We start from the raw sequence: 21740 nt of genomic DNA on the forward strand, positions 1-21740 counted from the left end.
ACCGCCGTCTTTCTAGTCTGCTTGCTTCATAAAGATTCGGTACTCACCGGTAAACTCTAGAATAATGGGTAACTGAGGTGAACAGGGGTGCTAACGTGGGCGGTATTTTAGAGGGCTTTGCCATTATCGGCATCGTGATTCTGGTGGGTTACTGTGTAGCGCGCCTGAAGATTTTACCCAAGGACGCAGGTTTCACCCTCAACCGCTTTGCCTTCTTCGTGGCGATGCCCGCCCTCATGTATACTACCCTCGCAACCGCCGATGTCAGTATCGTTTTTTCCTCCAGATTACCGGTGGCTGCCTTGAGCTTCACTCTTGTTGCAGGGCTTTACACGCTGATTTTCGGTGTGTTACTGCGGCGAGGGGTAGGGCGCGTGACCATGGGAGCAGTCTCTTCTGCCATGCTGAATGCCAATAATATGGGTGTGCCCGTGGCGGTCTATATCTTTGGTGATGCCGCGCAGATTGCCCCGATTCTACTCTTCCAAATTATTGTGGTGACACCCATTTTGCTGGCAATCATGGACGTTATCGCCAACGGCAGGCTCAGGCTCAAAGACGTCCTCACCCAGCCTGTGCGTAACCCCCTAGTGATTGCCTCCATGCTGGGAGTTACTACCAACCTGGTGGGTTTTCAAACCCCCAGCGTTGTCATGGAACCCATGGAAATTTTGGGTGGAGCAGGTATACCCCTGGTGCTCGTTTCATTCGGTATGTCTTTGCGCGGTAGCACTCCGCTGACGGTGGCTGACCAGCGCCTTGAAACTATTACTGCGGCGCTGTTCAAGGTAGTGCTCATGCCCCTGGTCGCCTACCTCTTAGGCCGGTTCGCTTTTGACCTGCAACCCGATGATCTTATTGCCGCCGTCATGCTAGCAGCCCTACCCACCGCACAGAACGCCTACAACTACGCCTCGCGCTATCAACAATCTGTGATTCTGGTGCGCGATATCGTCCTGGTCTCAGCCTGCATATCTCTACCGGCAATGCTGGTGATTTCCTGGCTGCTGCACAGCGTTTAGGGCTCAATAAGACCTGAGTTCAGTTGCTTGAGAAGACGGTAGACCACCGCACGTGAGGCGATCTCTTCGTGCCAGGACGCGCGGTTCAGCGCGCGACTGACTGCCTGCGACGTAATACCCAATGCTTGGGCGACCGCTGCGGTCTGACCGCGTACACCGGGTATCAGTAAGTCAATGACGCGGTTTTCTGCAACGCTGCGTTTGGCAATGACGCGATAAAGCAGGCGCATCATGCCGGTGAGGTTCTCTGCTAACCCCTGATCGTCAGCACAGACCGCCACCGAACGCACGGGCATGCCGGTGCGGGCTAACTCAACAGCGCGGCGTGAGAGCTGTAAGCCCTCCCCACTACATTCGGCGGTGGAGACAGCGCCCAGAGCACCCGCCAAACGGGGCACCTTCACCTCGCCCACCCCAATACCAATCCAGAAATTTTGGTCGCGGGCAGCAAGCGCGAACGTTGAATACACCTCTTCGGGGTGTGCGAAAACTCCCTGAATTTCATCGTTGTGCAGGGCAGCAAAAGGCACGGCGGGGTCAAGGTCATTGAGCCGCTTGAGCAGCGGCGTCACGTTGTTGGTTGTGCGTGTTATGAGCGTGAGAGTATACATAGGTTCCTGAAGGTGCGAAGTGCGGGTGTACTATTCCCAGAAAAGCGATTCTGTGTCTACCCCGGCAAGGTAGAACTCTTCTTCCAGAGCCCCCCGGCAGATCATGGGTAAGGCAATGGAACTCATGCGCAGGTCGTACCCCAAATAGGCAGTGGTTTTCTCAAAACCATCGCGATAGTGGGCTAGATCCAGGCACAGCTGGTGGACTCGCTCTAGGTCATCGGCAGAGCCCAACACCCAGAAAGAATCAGGGTCAGTCAGCTGAAACAACCCGACCGGTTGGCCTGCCCTCTCGCGTCCGCGGGTGCGTACCCAGCCGCCTATATTGCCCGTGCCTTGAGCCGGTGCCACAGGGTCAAAAAACCAGCTACGAGCGTGAGACATCCACCCAGGAACCTCCGGCATCAGCAGTTCCTCACCCTGCGCGGGCCAGCTCATCTGGTCAAACAGCGGCGACTCAAGGGCGCTCCAGAACTCGTCCTCGGTGAGCTCAACACCCACACTGTTCATCATTTCCTGCATGCGCGAGCTTTCTTCAATCAGCTGCGGTTTGTTGCCCTCAATATCATCATCGAGCTGGGCTAAATACACCTGGTCCCAGTAGGTAATCTGCGGGTGGTAACCCTGTTCTTTCAGGTTGTGGGCAATAATATTCAGAAACCGCGGCTCGCCCAGGGCAACGCTGCGCTCACCAAAATGAAAGATATAGGGGGAACGCGAGGCGTGGGTAGGAACAAGTTTCATCTGCGTTCCTCCTTTAAACGGTCGCGATCAGGGGTGTGGTTCATGGTTTTCTCCTTAGCTCACAGGTAGCCCTGCGCTGCTTCTTTCTATCGTAGCGGTTTGTAGTGCGGTTATTTCTGTAGGCTTACCCCAACTGTTTGAGCTTGCGCGCCCGCGCGAGCAGGCGGGTAAATCTGCCCAGGAGCAAAAGCGCGTCCGGGGTGGCGGGTAGGTACTGGGTGAGGGTGGGCGCGTGAACGATAACGGCACACCATTTACCGCGTGAAATAGCAACATTGAGGCGGTTGGGTGAGAGAAGGAACTCCGCGCCGCGGGCGGAATCCCCGGCGTTGGAGGCTGCCATAGAGACCAGCACTACCGGGGCTTCTTGCCCCTGGAACTTATCGACGGTACCCACACGTACGTCCTGCAAACCTGCATGAATCAGATGTTCCGTGATGAGATCAACCTGAGCGTTGTAGGCGGCAACCACCAGAATATCGGCAGGTTCGAGAGGTCTGGGCTGGGGATTAGTAGTATCGCCCACCCACTCTAAACCGAGAAAGCTGAGTGCTAGTTTCACGATTTCTTGGGCTTCTTCACTCGACGCGGTGGTGTTACCGGTGTGAGGTACCGCCAGGGCATAAACTCCGGGCAGACGCCCCTGCAAGGACCGCTGTTCACCAGCCGGTGCTGAGCGCAGTTTATCGCTGTAGGAAAGTTGCGAGACGGGGCTGGTAAGCTGCGGGTGCATGCGCCAGGTGACATCGAGAAAGTATCCCAAGGTATTGGGCAGAGTGGTGTGCCCGGCAGAGAGCCAGCCGAGTGCTGATTCATCTACGGGGTAGGGGTGTGAGCCCTGGGTGACCTGGGGGAGCTGCTGGGGGTCGCCAAGAAGCAGCAGGTTGCGAGCTGCCCGCGAGACAGCAAGGGTGTTCGCCAGTGAATACTGCCCTGCCTCGTCAATGACAAGCAGGTCTAGTTCTGCTTCACTGAACTTGCTGCGGTTGGCAAAGTCCCAGGCGGTGCCACCAAAGAGTACCCCCGGTTGTTGCATGAATTTGCCAATGTCGAAGGTCGAAAGCTCCCACCAGCCGTGGGGGTTGGGGTCTTTGCCGCGTTTTTGGGCCTTGGCAATGCGTGCGGGTGGAATCTTACCGTTGCTGATGCACCCGGCGAGCATGTTATCAACCACCGCGTGGGATTGGGCAACGACGCCTACTCGCCAGCCATCGCGTACGAGACGGCTAATGACGTGTGATCCCACGAAAGTTTTCCCTGACCCTGGTGGACCCTGCACCGCCACATAAGAGTTGTCGAGTTCTTTGACCGACCGGTAGATAGCCTCTGCGGTTGCCATGCTGCCCTGAGCCTCAACGAACTCCTCTGGGCGCGGTAGTGAAAACCCGGTGGTGAGCTTGGGCGGACGCTTGCGCAAGATATCTACCCCGGCATGACGCGGCAGAGTGGGCAGGGCTGAACCCACGCGCAGGGCGAGCTCTACCAGTGAGCCCTCTTGCGCCGCTGTGTGCAACGGGGCTGCCGGGGTGAGGGCTATGGGCAACTCGTGGAAGGGCTGTGCTACCTGCGGCAGGGTTTCCTGCAAGACCACCCGCACTGTGACAAACCCTGCGGAAATTCCCTGCTTCTCAAAATCTAGAATCTCACCGGTAAAGTGCCCCGCTCTATCCATGACGCGCGGTAGTGCCCCCGTGCCATTAGTGGCGGCAAAGTGGGTAGCTTGAGCCATGAGCATCTCTTCAAAGTAAGACGGCAGCGGTGCCCCGTACATCAGGTAGAGATTACGCTCGCCCACCTTTAGTGAGGAACCCTCAGCCATGCGCGCGCGTGCCTCAATAATACGCACCATCGATCTTTTACGCGGGGGAACATGCCAGTTCTCCCGCACCGCGATGCGATCAAAAATAAGGGTATTGCGGGTTTCTGCCCAGTCTTCAACGGGTGCCGCCAGCCGGTCGAAATGATCCCACCAGAACTGCTTACGTTCACGGCGGTGGTAACCGGTAGCAGAAGCGACCATGGCAACCGCCTGCTCATCAGCGCTCAAATCAGCATCTGGCCCCAACTGATCCAAATAGTTATGCAGGGTGAGCTCGGCAGCTGACGCTGTTTCTTCTGCATCCACCTGGTTGGCTTCTAGAAGCTCAACGGCAGCCAGCACCTCAGGTTCACGCTCATACTCGCGGCTCACGTCGCGTTCTGCCAGCCCCAGCAACCACTGACGCAATTCCACCAAAGACGCGCAATGCCGGTGAGCGCCTTCAGATAAGGATGTCAAAAACTGCTGGGCTGATTCTTCCTCACCCACCTCTCGCGCCTGACAAAACTCAGCGTAGGTGATAGCCAAAGCACCCGCGTCCTTGGCTTCGCGAACCTGAAAATTCTCACCTTTGTACAAAGGTTCTAGCTTCTCCAGACCGTAGGAACCTTCAGTAATATGCAAAGACTCCCGCACAGTATCAAAGAGATCAACCAGCACATTCTCACGCAAAAGCTGATCAATAATGTCTTCACCGACACCGTGCGAAGCTGCCAGGTTCCGCAAGGCTTGCTTAGGGGCGCTGGTGTAGTGGTAGATACGCATTCCCGGAAACTGCGCTCGACGCTGAGCAAGGTACTCCACAAAGTTCACTAAAGCGGTGCGCTCTTGAGCGCGCGTATGAGCCCAAAAAGAAGTAAAACGCCCCTGCATGGGGTTATTCGGGTTAGTCTCAAGGGCACCTAATAGGTATTCCAGCCCCCAGCTGCCTTCACTGCCCTGCCACAGAGAATCACCCAGGGTCTCAATAAAAAGATCACCTGCATTAGCCAGCGGCAACCCATCTAGCACCGACCGGTTCATCAGGGTATAGCCCATACTCTTGAGTTCATCACCCTCGCGGTAGGTCACCGCACCGTCAGGTTCAAGGACGCCGGTTTGCAAAGCAGCCTGCACCTTTAGCTTCGCTACAGTACTCGAAAGCTGCCGACCGGCAGGTGCCTCCAACACCGCCAACTCATCAATGGTACGTACCCCAAAGTTCTGCACCAGCGCGGTACGCTGGCGCACGGTCAGCCCGGCGGTGAGCAGCACATCCCGGTGACGCTGAGCTTCAGCAAGACAGCGCTCGCACCTTCCACACTGGCTCAGTGTACTTACTGCCTGCGAGCCCTCCCACCAATGAACCGGGCTAGTACCGCTAGCGCCGTGGGCTGCTACCAGCTGCCTCAGCCGTCTACGGCGGTCAGCTACCACATAGAGCACACTGTCAATATCAAAGAGGGCACGCTCTCCGGTGCCCAGAATAAGCCCGGCATGTGGGGCAACGGAGATGCCGTTTTTGTGTAGCTGATCAGCGTAAGCCGCCAGCTGTAACAGTGCGGTAGCCTTGGCGGTGCGAGCAAGTTTGGTGTCGTAGACCGCGTACGAGTCATCTTCTTGCTTAACTAAGAAGTCCGCGCGTCCGAAAAACTCGCCGTCAAAAAAAGAACCCTGAAAAACAACGTCCGCTCCACCTTTTAGCGTGGCAATCGTTTCGGCGTTCTTGGCGGTGAGTTCCTCAAAGCTGTACCCGTGGCGGGTATCAACCTCATAGACGCCACCGATGTGCCCCGGCGTAAACTCCCCGAACTGCTCGCGATAACCAGCGAGCACCGCAGCTTCGTGGTTTTCGCCGAGAGCTATAGCGCGCTCCAGCATGGAGTTTTCAAGGGCGGGGGAGGGGGCTGATCGACCTAATTTTTCATCGAGTGCCTGAACAATAGCGAACTCACAGCTAGTAGCTGCCACTAAGTCAGTTGCCGAAAAAACGAGGTCTTGAGATTCCCTGCCCTCAAAAGAAATGCGGGGTATGGGGGTATCAACAAAGAACATGGGTGTGAAAGATCTCTTGCTAGGGGGCGGACGCTACACCCCGGCGCGGGGTTTACTTTCAGCCTAGCAAGGGTGGCTGACATTTTAGGGTTGAATGTGCCGGGTGCAACTGGGGTACTGAGTATCATCGACCTGCTTCGCAGGCGGTGCATCTGGTAGGTGTTTTATGCAGGGTGTTTTGTCGCTTGCAGGTGGGTCTGCCACAGGCAGCGTGGGTAGCTATATGAGGGGTGACGGTAGGCGTTCGTATATTTACATACAAAATAAAAAAGTAATCCTATATTCGATAAAATCGAATCTTTATTCGATAATAGGGTGAAAGATGTTAATGTTTGGTGAAGATTGCCGAGATTTTTTGAGGTCTATTAAGGGGGCAATTTTTATCAAATCTATATATTTGGTGGGGTGTAAATGCCGCCAAAGGGTGATTCAAAATCAGCGCGTCTAGCGCGCCGAAACCACCAAAACCCTTGTAGATAAAAGGTTTTATGGTTTTGATAAGCAGTATTTCTTTTATTCTTGTTGAGGTAGAGCCGTAGAGAGCGAATACGCAAAAATATCGAATAAATAAAAATTTTTAAGAGGTAGCGCAAAAGGTCACGATTCTATAAACTGTCACAAACAGAACGTATCCCTGATAGTCAGAGCCCCTCGTTATCGGCTATCGCGAGATGAAAGTGCTTTACCTATCAATGAGTAACCCCATCACCCGCTTGTCCCCCACCCGCCGTCAATTTGGCGCTCTTGCTTTGGCATCAGTGGCAACCACCGTTGCTGGCGCAACCGCTGCTTCTGCTGCGCCCTCAGATCTACGCTCCGTCTCAGCAGCCCAGCGTGAAGCTGATACTCAGGCTTTACTGAAACTGATCAACGACTACCGTGCAGCTCACGGACGCGGTCCCCTGCGTCACTCAGCTACACTGGCAGCTATTCAGGAGCCCGAGGCTAGCCGTCAGTTCACCCAGGGGTACATCTCACACGGCACTGCCTTTTTGAACGATGGTCGCGCATCGGGCTACTCCTTCGCTCGTGAAGTCATCGCTCTGTCGTACAACAATGATCTCGGTCAGCTGATGTATTTCTGGAAGAACTCACCTGCTCACCGCGCAGCAATCCTTGCCCCCGAAGCTAACGCAGCTGGCATTGGTTTGGCGTACGGTCATGGCAGAGGCTTGCCCTGGCGCGTCCTGGGTAACGTCAGCATCTACCGCTATGAGAACGGACGCGGCCCTGCAGACTTGCGCGGTGCCGTATCACGCGGTGAAGTCGCTCCTACCCCTGCTCCCGCCTTTGCCCTTCGCGGTGGCATTGGTGCGGCTTACCACTCCTACGGTGGTCACGCCCGCTTCGGTCACCCCATTATGAACGAAACACTCACCAGCAACGGTGGTTACTACCAGCGTTTTGAGAAGAACGGTGATATTACCCGTTTCATCTGGTCAGCTGATACTGGCGCTCACTTTATTCGCGAAGCCAGTGGTATCGGTTCGTACTGGCTCAACAACGGTGCCGAAAGTGTTCTGGGATTCCCGGTTATGGAGGAGCGAGGCGGTCTGCTTAACGGAGGCACTCACCTGGTGTTCCGTCGTGCAGATGGTTTGCGTAACCGTGTCATTTGGAGCCCCTTCACCGGAACCTCCCACGTGTATGAGAACGGCGCAATTGGCAACCATTGGCGCGTTACCGGTGCCGAGCGTAACCTGGGCTACCCCACCACCACTGAGTACTGGGACCGTCACGAGGTCAAGCAGCACTTCTCCAGCGGTGCAACCATCGCGTGGAGCTCCATCGACGGTTCGGTAGCTGTTCGGTAGTTTTACTCAATATCCATTCCCTTGACACCTCGGTAAGTATCTTCACCTCTCATATTTTTTTAGGGCGTATCCCTAGCGTGGCGAAGACACTTACCGAGGAGTTTCATACCCTACCGGCGTCCGGCAATAAGTGCCGCGGCGCGGTCGAGGGTATTTTTTGCTTGGCTGGTGTTATCGACATCGTTGGTAATGATAGAGAACACCAGCACCTGCTCACCGGGGGTGACAGTGTAACCGCTGAGTGAGAGAACGTCGTTGAGCGTGCCGGTTTTAGCGCGCACGTACCCTTGAGCGCCGCTTTCGTCGGGGTCATCGAACCGGCTGGTAAGAGTGCCGGTGCCACCTGCGATCGGTAAAGAGTCAAGACCGTGAGCGGTGCCGTGCTCGTTCTGCATCATGCTGGTGATGATTTCGGTGATGAGCTGGTTGGTGACCTTGTTGGTGGGCAGCAGACCGCAGAGGTCTTTAAGGGTTAGCCCCTGGGTCGTGAATCCGTCGTGGGTGAGTACTTCTTCAACGTGGCTAATGGCACCGTCAATGGATCCCTCTTTGCCGCTTTTGAGGGCGGACGCGCGTCCTAAGGTTTCTGCGAGCAGGTTATCTGAGACTTGCATCATGTAGGCGCTCTGCTCATAGACGGGCGCTGATTCTACAGTGCTGAGCTGCTGGGCATCCGGTGAGGCGGGTGTATTGTCACCGGTGGTGAAGCTGGTATCTTGCGGTGCCAGGGCGTTGAGAGCGTCTATGAAAGCTCGGTGAGCACTGTCAGCGGCGTTGTCGTAGCGGTTTTCGGTGGGGGCACCGTTTACGGGAATCGAGTGGGAGTAGAGGGCGATAGGGTGAACGTCTGAGACAAAGCCCGATGCAGTGTCTTCTTGACTCCACTTGGGGTTGGCGGAGGGGCCACTGAAGGCAGAGGTATCGAGGTTCACTTCGTAGGTTCCAGAGCCGCCCTGGGCTGTCAGCGCGTCGATGGTGTCTTGCGCTAGGGTCTGCAGACCGGCACGCCCCACTATCGACTGCGGATCAGAAACACCGGTAGAAAGCAGGGTGTCACCGCCTGCTACCAGGGTGATGGTTTCACCTTCGAGCACGGTTGATGTGGTGAAAGTGTCAGTGAGTGAAAAGGTGCGTAGCACGGTGTAATCTATCAAGAATTTGAGGTTGGACGCTGGGGTACGCGGCTCTGCGTCATTGCGGCTGTAGAGCACTTCACCGGTGGCGGGGTCTTCAACGCGGGCGCTTACCGTTCCCTTGAAGTCTTTAAAAATATCGTCGAGCGCTTGGGCGAGAACCTGCGCGTTGGTGGTACTTGAAACCTGCGGGGGTTGCGGTGAAATGGGGGAGTGGGTGGCGTAGCGCGGCTGTGCCTGCTCTTCAAGGTTGTTCGCTGCAACCATCTGTGGAACAGCCCATACTCCAGCGCCTACACAGGCAAGAGTTGCAACACCGGCGAGGGAACCTATAGCTTTTTGTGATACCACGCTTTGACCTTTCTCAATTACTGCTAAGAGCCTACCGGCTATCCCTGCCCAAGTACATTGCCCCGTGCAGCAGGTACACTGTTGCCCCGTTGAGCTATTGGCTCAAAACCGCAGGCTCAGGATGCACAGGTTCTATAAAGTGTGCTTGCATAGATGCTATGACACTTAGACGTTCGCCCATTAGCCGGAGTACCGCAAGCAAAATCGCAGGGTTCTTAGCCCCTGCCGGCCCGAAACTCAAAGGTGAAGACGCGACAAAAGCCGTGGAGTCGATGCGTGCCGCTGCCGATGCCGCTGTTGAGCATGTGTACGCTATCACCCGTCTTGAAGCTGCCCACAATCTGCGTGACTCTGAAGTTCTTATTGTTGACCGCGCCAGTTGGGCGAAGGCGAACGTGCAGTCCTTCAGCGTGCTCCTTGCACCGCTGGCGTCCTCACCCATGGGCAAAAAGCTTGAGAGCATGAGCGCTACCGAGTACAAGTTGGCTACCTCTGCCGCGTCAGCTGAGCTGGGCGCTATTCTCGCTTTCCTCTCGGGCAAGGTACTGGGGCAGTATGACCCTTACGCCCAGGACGCCGGGGTGAGCGATAAGGTTGGTCGCCTCATGATTGTCGCCCCCAACCTGGTTGCTCTTGAGAAAGAGCTCAACCTTGAGCCCGAGGACTTCCGCCTCTGGGTCTGCTTGCATGAGCAGACCCACCGCGTACAGTTCGCCGCTGCACCCTGGCTGAAAGACTATATGCTCGATCAGGTGCGCGCCCTGACCAACGAAATGGGCGATTCACAGAAGTTCATGGAGCAGTTAGTTAGCTCATCTAGGAAGGCACGTGCTGAGCTTAAAGGCAAAAAGCTGGCAGATACCGCGCCACCGTCTCGAGTTTTTGACCAAGGGTTCACTGAGGAAGGTCGCGCTCGCATCAGTCACCTGACCGCCATTATGAGCTTGATGGAGGGGCATGCCAACGTGGTCATGGATTCTGTGGATCGTTCGATTGTGCCCACTGTCAAAACCATCCGCCAGCGTTTTGAGCGCCGCAGTGCCGCGCAGAAGTTCCTCACCAAGTTCATCTACTCCCTGCTCGGTATGGATGCCAAGAAACGTCAGTACCGCGACGGCCAGAAGTTTGTGCAGTACATCGTTGATGAGCGCGGTATGGACGCTTTCAACCGCATCTGGACCAGCCCCAATACTCTGCCCACCGAAGATGAAATTCACGACCCTCAAGCATGGATTGACCGCGTGCTGGGGCAACCCAAAGAAACCTCTAGCAACAGCGCGGAGGCGTAAGTGGTTCAGGACGCGCGTTCCGGACGCTTGCACCCGGCGGTGGGCGCCGCCCGTGTTGAGGCTGCCCGTGCCCTCAACGATGCCCTTGGCACTGACACTGTTGCCGCATCGGGTAAAACGCGGGCACACACGGATGGTACAGCACCGCTGATTCTTGTCGGTCTCTCAGGCGGAGCCGACTCCTTAGCCCTGGCTGCAACCCTCTCCCACTTCGCCCGCCGCGGCGAGTTGCGCGTGGGCGCAATCATCGTGGACCACCAGCTCCAAGAAGGCTCAGCTCGGGTAGCTCGCACCGCCGCAGCCCAGGCAACTAAACTCGGTCTAGACCCCGTGCTGATCGAAACCGTCACCGTCGCCACCGGCACTGAAGGTCCCGAAATGGCAGCCCGCCAAGCCCGCTACGGTGCCTACAAAAAAGCCGTGTACGCCACCGGCGCCCGCGCCGTAGCCCTTGCCCACACCCGCAACGACCAAGCAGAAACCGTCCTCCTCGGCCTCGCCCGAGGCTCCGGCACCCGGTCGCTGGCAGGCATTCCGCGCGTCCGCACTGAAAACGGCGTCACCTACCTACGCCCCATTCTCAACACCACCCGCGCCAAAGTTGAAGACATCTGCGCCGCAGAAAACCTCACTCCTTGGCACGACCCCACCAACTCAGATGAAAGCATGATGCGCGCTCGCGTGCGTCACCGCATCATGCCCTACCTTGAAGAGAATTTGGGCGGGGGAGTGGCAGATGCTCTTGCGCGCACCGCGCACATTGTTGCCGCAGACGCTGATTATTTGGCGGTTACCGCGGAGCAAGAACACTCCACAGTAACCCTGAATCTGAGCGAACTAACCAGCACTGTACCGGGTGCAGCCCAGCACAGTGCGGCAAAAAAACTGCAGGTGCCTGCCGAGGCTCTGGAGGGGGCAGAGCTCGTACTGGCGATGGATCGTGATGCTGTAAGCCAGCTGCACCCTGCTGTGCGCCGACGGGTTCTTGCCCACGCGGTTGTACAGGCAGGCGGAGAAACCCCGGGCTTCGAGCGCCTAGAGGCACTCGACGACTTCGCGCTCACCACCGCTAAAGGTGGTCCCTTGCAAATGGCAGGGCACATTTCCGTCTACAAAACCCGGCCACCAGTGGCAGGTAAACACGGCAAATCTTTGAGTAAAAGCGGCGTTCTGGTATTCCTACGAACCGATAACCGTTAGACTTGTACCCTAAGCACCAAGCACTCATATCCAAGGATTATTCTCGTGGACGCAAACGACGTAAAGGACGACATCAAGCACGTACTCTTCAGCAAAGAAGAGATCGACGCGAAGATAGCAGAGCTTGCAGCTCGCATTGACGAAGACTACAAGGGCAAAGACGTTCTGCTGGTAGGTGTTCTCAAGGGCGCCATCATGGTCATGGCAGACCTCTCCCGTGCGCTCAAGAGTCACTACACCATGGACTGGATGGCTGTGTCATCCTACGGATCGGGCACCAAGTCATCGGGTGTTGTTCGTATTCTCAAAGACCTCGACACCGATTTGACCGGTCGCGATGTGCTAATCGTTGAAGACATTATCGATTCTGGTCTGACCTTGCAGTGGTTGCAGGGCAACCTGAAGTCACGCGGCGCTAACTCCGTTGAAATCTGCACCTTGCTGCGCAAGCCCAAGAGCGTCAAGACCGACGTTGAGGTCAAGTATGTGGGTTGGGACATCGAACCCGAGTTCGTAGTTGGCTACGGTCTGGACTTCGCTGAGCGTTATCGCAACCTCGATTGCATCGTGACTTTGGCACCGCACGTTTACTCCTAAGGGTTTTTACTTTTTGTAGTGTCTAGGACGCGCCCATCGGCTCTTTTACAGAAGAGTGGGTGGGCGCGTCCTTGTTGTCTTTGCCTTCAACCCCACTGGAATAGAGCAACTTTCGGTGAGGGCAGAGACAAATAGTGTTTTGCTTTGAGGTGAAGAACGCCCCCCACCGAGCAAAATATCAGCTTTATTGGGTACATTGGATAATTGCAGCTTTTTATCTGCGCGCGTTGCCACCTCAGCTCAACACCTTGGCGGGTGTGGACGCGCGTGTTCAACAGTTGGCGGGACGCCGCCGCACACGGAGGGTAGCTTTGGCTCAGAATTCTGATAACAAGCCCCAGGGTGAGAAGAAGGGCTTTTTCTCGAAGCTCTTTTCTGGTCCTTGGTTCTTTGTCATCATTGCGCTGGTAATTTTTGGTGGCATGTTCGCAGGCCCGCTGTTTTCGGCGACCAACCGCGTTGATACCAACGTCGGTATGAACCTTCTGAATGAGCAGAAGGTGGTGAGCGCGAAGATCCACGATGGCGATCAGCGTGTTGATCTTGAGCTGAGAGATGATTACACCAACGCTGCCGGTGACAATTTGGGTAAGGCGCTGACTTTCTACTATGTAAAGCCGCGCGCTACTGAGGTTGTTGAGGCGATGAACGGCGCTGACCTTGAGAGCTACACTGACCAGCCGGTGCAGACTAACTGGTTTACCACCATGTTCTCGTATATGTTCCCGCTAATTGTTGTGATCGCTATTTTTTGGTTCTTGTTGAGCCGTATGGGTGGCGGTAGCTCACAGATTATGAACTTCTCGAAGTCGAAGGCTAAGAAGTTCAATAAGGACAACCCGACCGTTCGTTTTGCTGATGTTGCCGGTGTCGATGAGGCGTTAGCTGAGCTTGAAGAAGTTCGCGAGTTCTTGGCTGAGCCTGAGAAGTTCACCCGTTTGGGCGCGAAGATTCCCAAGGGCGTTTTGCTGTACGGCCCTCCGGGTACCGGTAAGACTTTGCTGGCGAAGGCTGTTGCCGGTGAAGCTGGCGTGCCTTTCTATTCCATTTCTGGTTCTGACTTTGTTGAGATGTTTGTGGGCGTGGGTGCTTCTCGCGTGCGCGATTTGTTCAAGGAAGCTAAACAGAACCCCGCAGCTATTATCTTTGTGGACGAAATCGACGCTGTTGGCCGTCAGCGTGGCGTCGGCATGGGCGGCGGTAACGACGAACGTGAGCAGACCCTGAACCAGTTGCTGGTTGAGATGGATGGCTTCGACGGAACCTCCAACATTATCGTGATTGCCGCGACCAACCGTCCTGACGTGCTTGACCCTGCGCTGCTGCGTCCCGGTCGTTTTGACCGCCAGGTGGGTGTGGACGCCCCCGATTTTAAGGGTCGTCAGCGTATTCTTGAGGTTCATGCAACGGGTAAGCCCATTGATCGCAGTGTTGAACTTTCATCGGTGGCTAAGCGCACCCCCGGTTTCACCGGTGCTGATTTGGCGAACGTGATGAACGAGGCAGCTCTACTCACCGCCCGTGACGGTGGCAACGTGATTGACGAGCGCGCTATCGATGAGGCTATTGATCGCGTCATGGCGGGCCCGCAGCGTTCTTCACGCATTATGAACGAGCACGAGCGTAAGGTGACTGCTTACCACGAGGGCGGTCACGCTCTGGTGGCTGCTGCCCTGCGTAATTCATCCCCGGTTACTAAGATTACGATTCTGCCACGCGGACGCGCCCTGGGCTACACCATGGTTATGCCGCAGGACGATAAGTATTCAACTACCCGTCACGAGCTGCTGGATCAGATGGCATACGCCATGGGCGGACGCGCGGCTGAAGAGGTCGTGTTCCATGACCCCTCGACTGGTGCGTCCAACGATATTCAGAAGGCAACTGATACTGCCCGCAAGATGGTGACCGAGTACGGTATGAGCGCCAAGGTCGGTTCTGTGCGTTTGGTATCGCAGGAATCTGATCCCTTCTTGGGAGGTGGCTCCGGCGGTGGTAACCAGCACTCAGACGCTTTGGCTTTTACTGTGGATCAGGAAGTTCAGGCTCTGCTGGAGAACGCCCACGACGAGGCATTTGAGATTCTGACTGAGAACCGCGACGTTCTTGACCGTCTTGCCTTTGCCCTTTTGGAGCGCGAGACCCTGCTAGAAAACGAGATCGCTGAGATCTTCAAGGACGTCCGCAAGCGTCCTGAGCGCGAACACTGGTACTCCAAGCAGACTCGTGAGAAGACCGAGATTCCTCCGGTGAAGGCTCCCAGCGAGCTTGCCGGTGAGAAGACCTCTGAGGAACCTGCCGAGGGCATCGTTCAACAGCCCGTGGTTGACCCCGACATGGGGGTTGAGAAACCCGCTACCGATGTGAACCCGACCCCCGGTTTGGGTGATAACGGTGGTGTACAGAACCCCGGCGGTCCGGCTGATAATCCCTTCGGTGGTGCTCGCTAGTGGCTGGTGTTAAAGACACTTACGCTCCCGAGATTGACCAGCCCCGCATTGAAGCTGCGGTACGTGAAATCTTGGCTGCCATTGGTGAGGATCCTGACCGCGATGGTCTGGTAGATACTCCCGCTCGTGTAGCGCGTGCCTACGCTGAAATGTTTGTGGGGTTGCATCAGGATCCGGCTGAGATTCTGGGTACGACCTTCGATATTGAGCATTCAGAGCTGGTGTTGGTCAAGGATATTCCTTTTTACTCGACCTGCGAGCATCATCTGGTGCCCTTTCACGGAGTAGCCCATATCGGTTACATTCCGGGATCCGGTGGCAAGGTGACGGGCTTGAGCAAGCTGGCGCGCACGGTGGACGTGTTTGCCCGCCGTCCTCAGGTGCAGGAGCGTCTCACCACTCAGGTCGTGGAGGCACTGGAAGAGAACCTGAAGCCCCTGGGTGCCATTGTTGTGGTGCAGGCGGAGCACATGTGTATGTCGATGCGCGGGGTGAAAAAGCCCGGCGCGAAGACGGTCACTAGCGCGGTGCGCGGTGCTTTGCGTGACCCTGCGACCCGCGCTGAGGCAATGAGCCTTATTATGAGTCAGAACTAAACCCACCCCAGAGGTGACCACGAAAACTAAGAAGTGACCACGAAAAGTAATGCTGACCGTACATCTCGCGGTCAGCATTACTTTTCGTGGTCACCTTGATGATCTATCGTTAGGCTAAAAACCATGAGCACCCTCTCTTCCCTTCATCAGTTGTCTCTGCCCACTGACCGCACCCTCGTGATGGGTATTCTCAATGTCACCCCCGATTCTTTTAGCGACGGTGGGTTGCATTTGGCAGTTGAGGACGCGGTAACACATGCCAAGACCATGATGGCTCAGGGCGCTGACATCATCGACGTAGGCGGTGAATCAACCCGCCCCGGCGCGACCTCGGTAGGGCTAGAAGATGAGCAGGCGCGCGTCCTGCCCGTAATTGAAGCCCTAGCTAAGACGGACGCTGTCATCAGCATTGATACGAAGAACTGGCAGACCGCTCGGGCGGCTATTGAAGCTGGCGCGCATATTATCAATGACGTGTCAGGTATGGAAATCACGGACGGCATGATTGCCACTGTCGCCGACCTGCAGGTGCCTTACATTCTCATGCATTCTCGCGGTAACTCGCAGACTATGGATTCCCTGGCAGCCTACACCGACACCGTTGCCGAGGTAAAGGACGAGCTGATACAGCTGCGCGAGCGTCTCTATGCTGCTGGGGTGAAGCCCGAGAACCTGATTCTTGACCCCGGCTTGGGTTTTGCCAAGGGCGGGCAACAAGACTGGCAGCTGGTCGCTGCCACCGCTGAACTTGCTCAGCTCGGCAACCCCCTACTGGTGGCAGGCTCACGCAAGCGCTTTATCGGCACTGCCCTTGCTGAAGCCGCGCAAGCGCGTCCTGGCGTCCGCGCAGAAGATCAGCAGAAGGACGCGCGTACCCGCGACGGTGCAACGGCGGCTATTACTGCTCTGGTGGCTGCTGCTGGTGCCTGGGCGGTGCGAGTGCATGATGTTCCTTCGAGCGTGGATGCTGTGACTGTTGCCCAGTATTTCTCGCGCAACTCCTCATAGGCTGGGGCGGTGCGTCCGTAAAGTGCCTGACAAACAGTTGGCGTCGTAACTTCACATAGACGTAAAGTCAGTGTGACCTTAAGCTCGGCTGTGGATACCCATATAGAAACGGTCTGCCTGCGATGCCCTATTTTTCCTAGCAAAAGCGGCAATTAGTAGGTGTTTCATTAAACCTGTGGTGTAACTCGCCCGCGCTGACGCGGGTGTTCGGTGGCGAATTTGGGTGATAATTACGAGTAGCTACCAACAGGCGATGCAGAAAGGTAGAAAGTGCATGCGCGGTACTTTTTCGGCGGACGCGATGGAGCGTTACGCTACGGCAGATCGTATTACGCTCACCGGTGTTGAATGTCTGGGCTACCACGGCGTTCTTGAATCTGAGAAGCAGAACGGTCAGCCTTTTATCGTTGACGTGACTCTTTTGACCGATTTTTCATCGTCTGCCAGTAGCGATGATATTGGTAAGACTGCCAATTACGCTGAGGTCGCTGAGACTATTCGCGAGGTTGTCAGCGACGGTTCGGTGGATCTTGTTGAGACCCTGGCAGAGAAGTTGGCGGCAACTATTTTGAGTCGTTTCGCAATTGATGCGCTAGAGCTGACTGTTCACAAACCGCAGGCGCCGATTGAGGTTCCGTTTGCTGATGTTGCGGTTACTATTTTTAGAAAGAAGCAGGCATGAGCGTAGAGGCTGTACTTGGTCTGGGTTCTAACTTGGGCGAGAAGCAAGAGACTTTGTTGCGGGCGATTGTTGATATTTGTTCGCATCCTAAAATTAGGGTGAAGAAGGTTTCTCCCGTTGCAGTGACTGCTCCTGTGGGTGGGCCTGCGCACCAGCCTGATTTTGTGAATCTTGTGGTGCGTATTGAGACTGATTTGAGTCCTTTTGATTTGCTGGATTTCACCCAGTCTGTGGAGAATAAGCATCACCGGGTGCGTGATGTGCGCTGGGGTCCTCGTACCCTTGATATCGACATTATTGACTACTCCACTCTTGAGATGGACGAACCCGATTTGACTCTGCCTCACCCGCGGGCGGCGGAGCGCGCTTTTGTGTTGGAGCCGTGGGCTCGTATGGAACCTGAGGCGGTGCTGAGTGGCGCGAGCGTGCGTGATTTGGCAAAGACTGCCGATGATGCTGATGGTATTAGAGAGTTCTTCCCCGCCCCAGTGGTGTGTGAATGAATCAGGTGCGTGCCCGAGCTCTTCTCTTATGCGCGTCTGTTGCTTTAGCCGCAGGGGCGGTGCTGAACGGGTTGTCGGTGGCAGCCGGTGGCGCTGAGTTGCTGTTGCCTCAGGCGACTGTTTTTCTTGCCCTGATAGTGGGCGCTGTGGTGCTTTTTTATGCCCGCCAGGTGGCAAAGTTTCAGGATGTTTCAACCCGCGCCCAAGCACCGCGTATGAATGCTTTGTTAGCGGCGCGCGTGGCAGTTTTTGCTCAGTCGAGTGCGTTCTCTGGGGCACTTATTCTTGGCTGGCATGTGGCACTGTTGGGTTTTGAACTGACTCTTTACACCCAGCGCGGTGCGTTTGATCCCGTGATAACTGCTGTTCTGGGTCTGGTGACGGGCGGTATTTTGCTGGGCGCTGGTTTGTGGGCCGAGAGCATGTGTAAGATTCCGCCGAATAAGGACGCGGGTACCTCCTCTGCGTCGTCGCCGCGTACGGGCGAAGGTTTTGTGGCTCGAAACGATTAACCCAGCCTACTGAGTGATGCCAAGAGGCAGTTTCTTTGAGAGTATGGGGTTATAACTTTTTGCCCCGTTTCCTAAGGACGTGAATGATGACCGACCACCAGCCGCATCGAGTGGGCACTACTTCTGCTGAACCTCTTGGCTCTGAGACATTTTATGATTCTTCTGCGCTGGTACCAGAAACTGCTGATGCTCCCTGGGAATCTGCGGCAAATACACCTGAGACAACACCCGCTGAACAGATTGAAGCCACCCCGGTTGCAGCCGCGTCCTTTCCCGCTACTTTGCCCCCTTTGGAGATTGATGAGCGCGGTGGTGAAACCATAGAACCTGCTGAGATTAGCTGGAAGAGGGTGTCGCCGCGCTATGTTAAAGTGCGCTTGCTGGGTCGCGCTCTCTGGTCGGTAATAATGGTGGCAATCTTCGCGCTTCCTCTGATTTTTACCGAAGTTTTGAACTGGTGGAACTGGCCTCTGTGGGTAACGGTTGGCTTGGTAGCGATCATGCTGGTCTGGCAAATCTGGTTGACGCTTTTGGTGAGTCGTCAGGTAAAAGCTATTGGTTATAGTGAACGTCAAGACCACATTCTGCGTACCAGCGGCATTATGTTCAAATCAATGCGCGCTATTCCCTACGGCAGAATCCAGTACGTTGACGTAAAATCTGGGCCTATTGAGGGTAAACTTAAGCTGGCGAGCGTCACTATAACAACAGCCTCTGGCACTATCAGCATTCCCGGCGTGGAGCGTCCTGAGGCCGAACGCTTACGCGAAATCCTCACTGACCTCAGCGACGCCAAGATGGTGGGGCTGTAAACCATGAACACCGAAAACCTCACTCCCGTTGAGGGGGAGCAACCGGCGTCCGCCCTCGTATGGCGTCGTGCCCACTGGCTCTCACCCATTATTAACGCGTGGCTGCTGATCGCTGTTTTCCTTTTTACGTTTGGTCGAGAGTTCGTAGAGCTTATTGTTGAGGACGGCGAGCTGCCCGATGTCTCTCAGGTACCTGATTTTCCCGATGCCCTGAGCTTTTTGGGTCAGTTGGGTACGCTGTGGTTGCCCGCGCTGTTTCTGCTGATTTTTGCGGTCTTATTGCTGCCCTACTACATCGGCTGGTGGTTCTATTCCTTCGCGGTGGACGCCCGCAACGTCTACGTTCGCTCTGGTATGTTGAGTAAAACTGAGCGTCAGGCGCGCCTTGATAGGGTGCAGTCCATCGATATTAATCGTTCACTCCTTGCCCGGTTGCTGGGCTTGGCTGAGTTGAAGTTTGATGTGGCTGATGGTGATTCTTCTGCTCTTGCGGTGAAGTTCTTGAAGTATAAGGACGCGCGTGAGGTGCGCACTCGCCTGCTGAGCCAGGTGCGGGCGCTTAAGGAAGAGCTACCCACTGCCCCTGCGAATGTGAGTGCGAAGAACCCGCAGGCTGAAATCGCACCTGGGTCTCAGACCCCTAACCGTCGTGAGCGTTTGCACCAGCACCTAGTGGATAATCTGGGCGCGGGTATCACGGATGCTGATGAGCGTCAGGTACTGCACGTACCTGTTGCCCGACTGCTGGCGTCTATGGCGCTGAGCGTGGGCACTATTTTTTCGGTACTGTTCATCATGTCAATGGTGGCGCTCCTGGTACTTCAGGGCGGGAATTTCGTGGCCAATATTGCAGCGATTTTCGGCGCCGTTTCATTATTGTGGAAGCGTTTTAATGCCGGTTATAACTTTCGCCTCTCTATCAGCCCCGATGGGTTGAAGACTCGCTACGGGTTTACCGATACCCTCACTCAGACCCTCCCTAGCGGGCGAGTGCAGGCTATTTCTGTGACTCAGCCACTGCTGTGGCGAAAGATGGGCTGGTATCGGGTGAGCGTTGCGTTGGCTGGTAAGGGCGAGGGCGAAGATGCTGCGTTCGCCGGGCAGCTTCTGCCCGTTGGCACTTACGATGATTTGTTAGCTGTTTTGCCGCTGGTGGTTCCCGGTGCCGATGTTGGTGGTGCGGACGCAACAACTCTGCAAGCTGGGCTTGTTGGTACTGGCGTTGAGGGTGGGTTTACCGTTTCGCCGAGTCGCGCCCGTATCTTTGACCCGCTGACTTATAAACGTAATGGTTTCACCCAGTTGCCCGCTTTGTTGCTGACTCGCAGTGGCAGGTTTACTCGTCGGCTATCTATTGTGCCCCATAGTAAGATTCAGAGCTTGGAGATTGAACAGGGTCCGCTGGCTCGCCGCCGCGCCCTTGCCAATATCACCGTGCAAACCGCAGGGGGCGCGTTCGCCCGGGTACATAATGCCGATGCGGCAACCGCCCGCGCTCTTTTTGTACGCCAGGCACAGTTGGGTGTACTCGCCACCCACTAGCTTCCTTGGATTCTGTCATACCGCCGGGGGCTAACTGTAGCCCCCGGCGGTATAAGCTGTAGTAAACCCCCGTAGAAAGGCACGGTGTAAAGTGGTGAGCCATGAGTAATTACCTCAAACCAGCCCGTCTGGGTATCGGCATCATCAGCGCCGGTAAGGTTGGTGCTGTACTCGGTGCAGCTCTGACCAGCGCGGGTCACGCCATCGTGGGTGTCTACGCTAAATCAGAAGAATCGCAAGAACGCGCCCGCACCCTCCTGCCGCAAGCCCCCCTCATGGAAATCCCCCAGATCGTTGAAAAGTCTGAGGTAATTTTGCTTGCTGTGCCCGATGACGCGCTGGCTCCCCTAGTCGCCTGGATCGCAGAACACACCCCCCTGCAATCGGGCCAGATTATTCTGCACACCTCCGGACGCTACGGGGTAGGAATCCTCAAACCCGCCACAGATAAGGGCGCTATCGGCCTAGCAATCCACCCCGCCATGACCTTCACCGGGCTCTCCCTCGACCTCGCCCGCCTCCACAACACCAGCTTCGGTGTTAGTGGCGCTGCACCATTTTTGCCCATAGCGCAAGCCCTAGCTGTAGAAATGGGTGGTGAACCCGTTATTATTGCTGAAGGCGATAGACCGCTTTACCACGCGGCTTTAGCTCACGCATCGAACCACCTCGTTACTATCACGGGGCAGTCGATGCAGATACTAGCATCGCTGGGAATCGAGAACCCTGCACGTTACCTAGAACCCCTAGTGCGTGCCTCGCTCGATAACGCGCTTGCATCCGGTGAATCAGCACTCACCGGGCCTGTGGTGCGCGGAGATTCCCAAACGGTAGAGGCTCACACTGAGGTTCTGCACGGCTTTGCTGTAGAAGAGAATGCTCAAGATATTGAGGTAGCCTACCGGGCGTTAGCTCGCGCAACCGCGCAACGAGCCCACGCCCACCAGGCTTTGAATGATGAGCAATACGCGCGCATCATTGACGCCCTCGATAGCTAAAAGCACACATTCATGAAAGGACC

Annotated in this window: 18 protein-coding genes; 14 read left to right on the forward strand and 4 right to left on the reverse strand. The window is 55.9% G+C overall.

Annotated features, from left to right (window positions below):
- The first annotated feature begins 95 nt into the window (after nucleotides 1–95).
- The gene (locus JR346_RS00940) at nucleotides 96–1022 is read left to right on the forward strand and encodes an AEC family transporter (RefSeq protein ID WP_204877612.1); all 927 of its coding nucleotides are present in this window, start codon (nucleotides 96–98) and stop codon (nucleotides 1020–1022) included.
- Here JR346_RS00940 and JR346_RS00945 read toward each other — a convergent pair.
- From JR346_RS00945 to JR346_RS00955, 3 genes are all read right to left on the reverse strand, one after another.
- Complete coding sequence (locus tag JR346_RS00945; protein WP_205482583.1) at nucleotides 1019–1633, reverse strand: recombinase RecJ; 615 nt, start codon at nucleotides 1631–1633, stop codon at nucleotides 1019–1021. The two genes, JR346_RS00940 and JR346_RS00945, sit on opposite strands and share 4 nt — an antisense overlap.
- A gap of 30 nt (nucleotides 1634–1663) precedes the next feature.
- On the reverse strand, nucleotides 1664–2377 hold the full coding sequence (locus JR346_RS00950) for a hypothetical protein (RefSeq protein ID WP_205482584.1): 714 nt from the start codon (nucleotides 2375–2377) through the stop codon (nucleotides 1664–1666).
- 124 nt (nucleotides 2378–2501) lie between these two features.
- On the reverse strand, nucleotides 2502–6230 hold the full coding sequence (locus tag JR346_RS00955; RefSeq protein ID WP_205482585.1) for an AAA domain-containing protein: 3729 nt from the start codon (nucleotides 6228–6230) through the stop codon (nucleotides 2502–2504).
- Nucleotides 6231–6922: 692 nt separating this feature from the next.
- On the opposite strand from JR346_RS00955, the gene JR346_RS00960 reads away from it, so the two are divergent.
- Nucleotides 6923–8044: a CAP domain-containing protein gene (locus JR346_RS00960; RefSeq protein ID WP_204877608.1), complete on the forward strand. Its 1122-nt coding sequence runs from the start codon at nucleotides 6923–6925 to the stop codon at nucleotides 8042–8044.
- 110 nt (nucleotides 8045–8154) lie between these two features.
- Here JR346_RS00960 and dacB read toward each other — a convergent pair whose 3' ends face one another.
- On the reverse strand, nucleotides 8155–9528 hold the full coding sequence (gene dacB / locus JR346_RS00965) for a D-alanyl-D-alanine carboxypeptidase/D-alanyl-D-alanine-endopeptidase (protein WP_205482586.1): 1374 nt from the start codon (nucleotides 9526–9528) through the stop codon (nucleotides 8155–8157).
- 158 nt (nucleotides 9529–9686) lie between these two features.
- Here dacB and JR346_RS00970 point away from each other — a divergent pair, with 158 nt between their 5' ends.
- From JR346_RS00970 to JR346_RS01025, 12 genes are all read left to right on the forward strand, one after another.
- On the forward strand, nucleotides 9687–10817 hold the full coding sequence (locus tag JR346_RS00970; protein WP_205482587.1) for a zinc-dependent metalloprotease: 1131 nt from the start codon (nucleotides 9687–9689) through the stop codon (nucleotides 10815–10817).
- On the forward strand, nucleotides 10818–12017 hold the full coding sequence (gene tilS / locus JR346_RS00975) for a tRNA lysidine(34) synthetase TilS (protein ID WP_240333973.1): 1200 nt from the start codon (nucleotides 10818–10820) through the stop codon (nucleotides 12015–12017). It abuts the gene before it with no gap.
- 45 nt (nucleotides 12018–12062) lie between these two features.
- Complete coding sequence (gene hpt, locus JR346_RS00980; protein ID WP_204877605.1) at nucleotides 12063–12614, forward strand: hypoxanthine phosphoribosyltransferase; 552 nt, start codon at nucleotides 12063–12065, stop codon at nucleotides 12612–12614.
- 311 nt (nucleotides 12615–12925) lie between these two features.
- Nucleotides 12926–15064, forward strand: coding sequence for an ATP-dependent zinc metalloprotease FtsH (gene ftsH, locus JR346_RS00985; RefSeq protein WP_204877604.1), 2139 nt, complete (start codon nucleotides 12926–12928; stop codon nucleotides 15062–15064).
- A complete protein-coding gene (gene folE, locus JR346_RS00990; protein WP_204877603.1) occupies nucleotides 15064–15660 on the forward strand; it encodes a GTP cyclohydrolase I FolE in 597 nt (198 codons plus the stop codon). The genes ftsH and folE overlap by 1 nt, the downstream gene beginning before the upstream one ends.
- Nucleotides 15661–15783: 123 nt before the next feature.
- Nucleotides 15784–16668: a dihydropteroate synthase gene (gene folP, locus JR346_RS00995; RefSeq protein ID WP_204877602.1), complete on the forward strand. Its 885-nt coding sequence runs from the start codon at nucleotides 15784–15786 to the stop codon at nucleotides 16666–16668.
- A 274-nt stretch (nucleotides 16669–16942) separates the two neighbouring features.
- On the forward strand, nucleotides 16943–17350 hold the full coding sequence (gene folB, locus JR346_RS01000; RefSeq protein WP_239478952.1) for a dihydroneopterin aldolase: 408 nt from the start codon (nucleotides 16943–16945) through the stop codon (nucleotides 17348–17350).
- Nucleotides 17347–17853 (forward strand): 2-amino-4-hydroxy-6-hydroxymethyldihydropteridine diphosphokinase, encoded by a 507-nt coding sequence (gene folK / locus JR346_RS01005; RefSeq protein WP_204877601.1) that lies wholly within the window; start codon nucleotides 17347–17349, stop codon nucleotides 17851–17853. The genes folB and folK overlap by 4 nt, the downstream gene beginning before the upstream one ends.
- A complete protein-coding gene (locus JR346_RS01010) occupies nucleotides 17850–18365 on the forward strand; it encodes a DUF3180 domain-containing protein (RefSeq protein ID WP_204877600.1) in 516 nt (171 codons plus the stop codon). Before folK ends, JR346_RS01010 begins: the two co-directional genes overlap by 4 nt.
- Before the next feature lie 83 nt (nucleotides 18366–18448).
- Nucleotides 18449–19177 carry a PH domain-containing protein gene (locus tag JR346_RS01015; protein ID WP_205482588.1) on the forward strand — a complete coding sequence of 243 codons (729 nt, stop codon included), beginning with the start codon at nucleotides 18449–18451 and terminating at the stop codon, nucleotides 19175–19177.
- A 3-nt stretch (nucleotides 19178–19180) separates the two neighbouring features.
- Nucleotides 19181–20719: a PH domain-containing protein gene (locus JR346_RS01020; RefSeq protein ID WP_205482589.1), complete on the forward strand. Its 1539-nt coding sequence runs from the start codon at nucleotides 19181–19183 to the stop codon at nucleotides 20717–20719.
- A 101-nt stretch (nucleotides 20720–20820) separates the two neighbouring features.
- Nucleotides 20821–21717 carry a Rossmann-like and DUF2520 domain-containing protein gene (locus JR346_RS01025; RefSeq protein ID WP_204877597.1) on the forward strand — a complete coding sequence of 299 codons (897 nt, stop codon included), beginning with the start codon at nucleotides 20821–20823 and terminating at the stop codon, nucleotides 21715–21717.
- Nucleotides 21718–21740: the final 23 nt, after the last annotated feature.

The sequence above is a fragment of the Rothia sp. ZJ932 genome (assembly GCF_016924835.1).
Lineage (GTDB): Bacteria > Actinomycetota > Actinomycetes > Actinomycetales > Micrococcaceae > Rothia.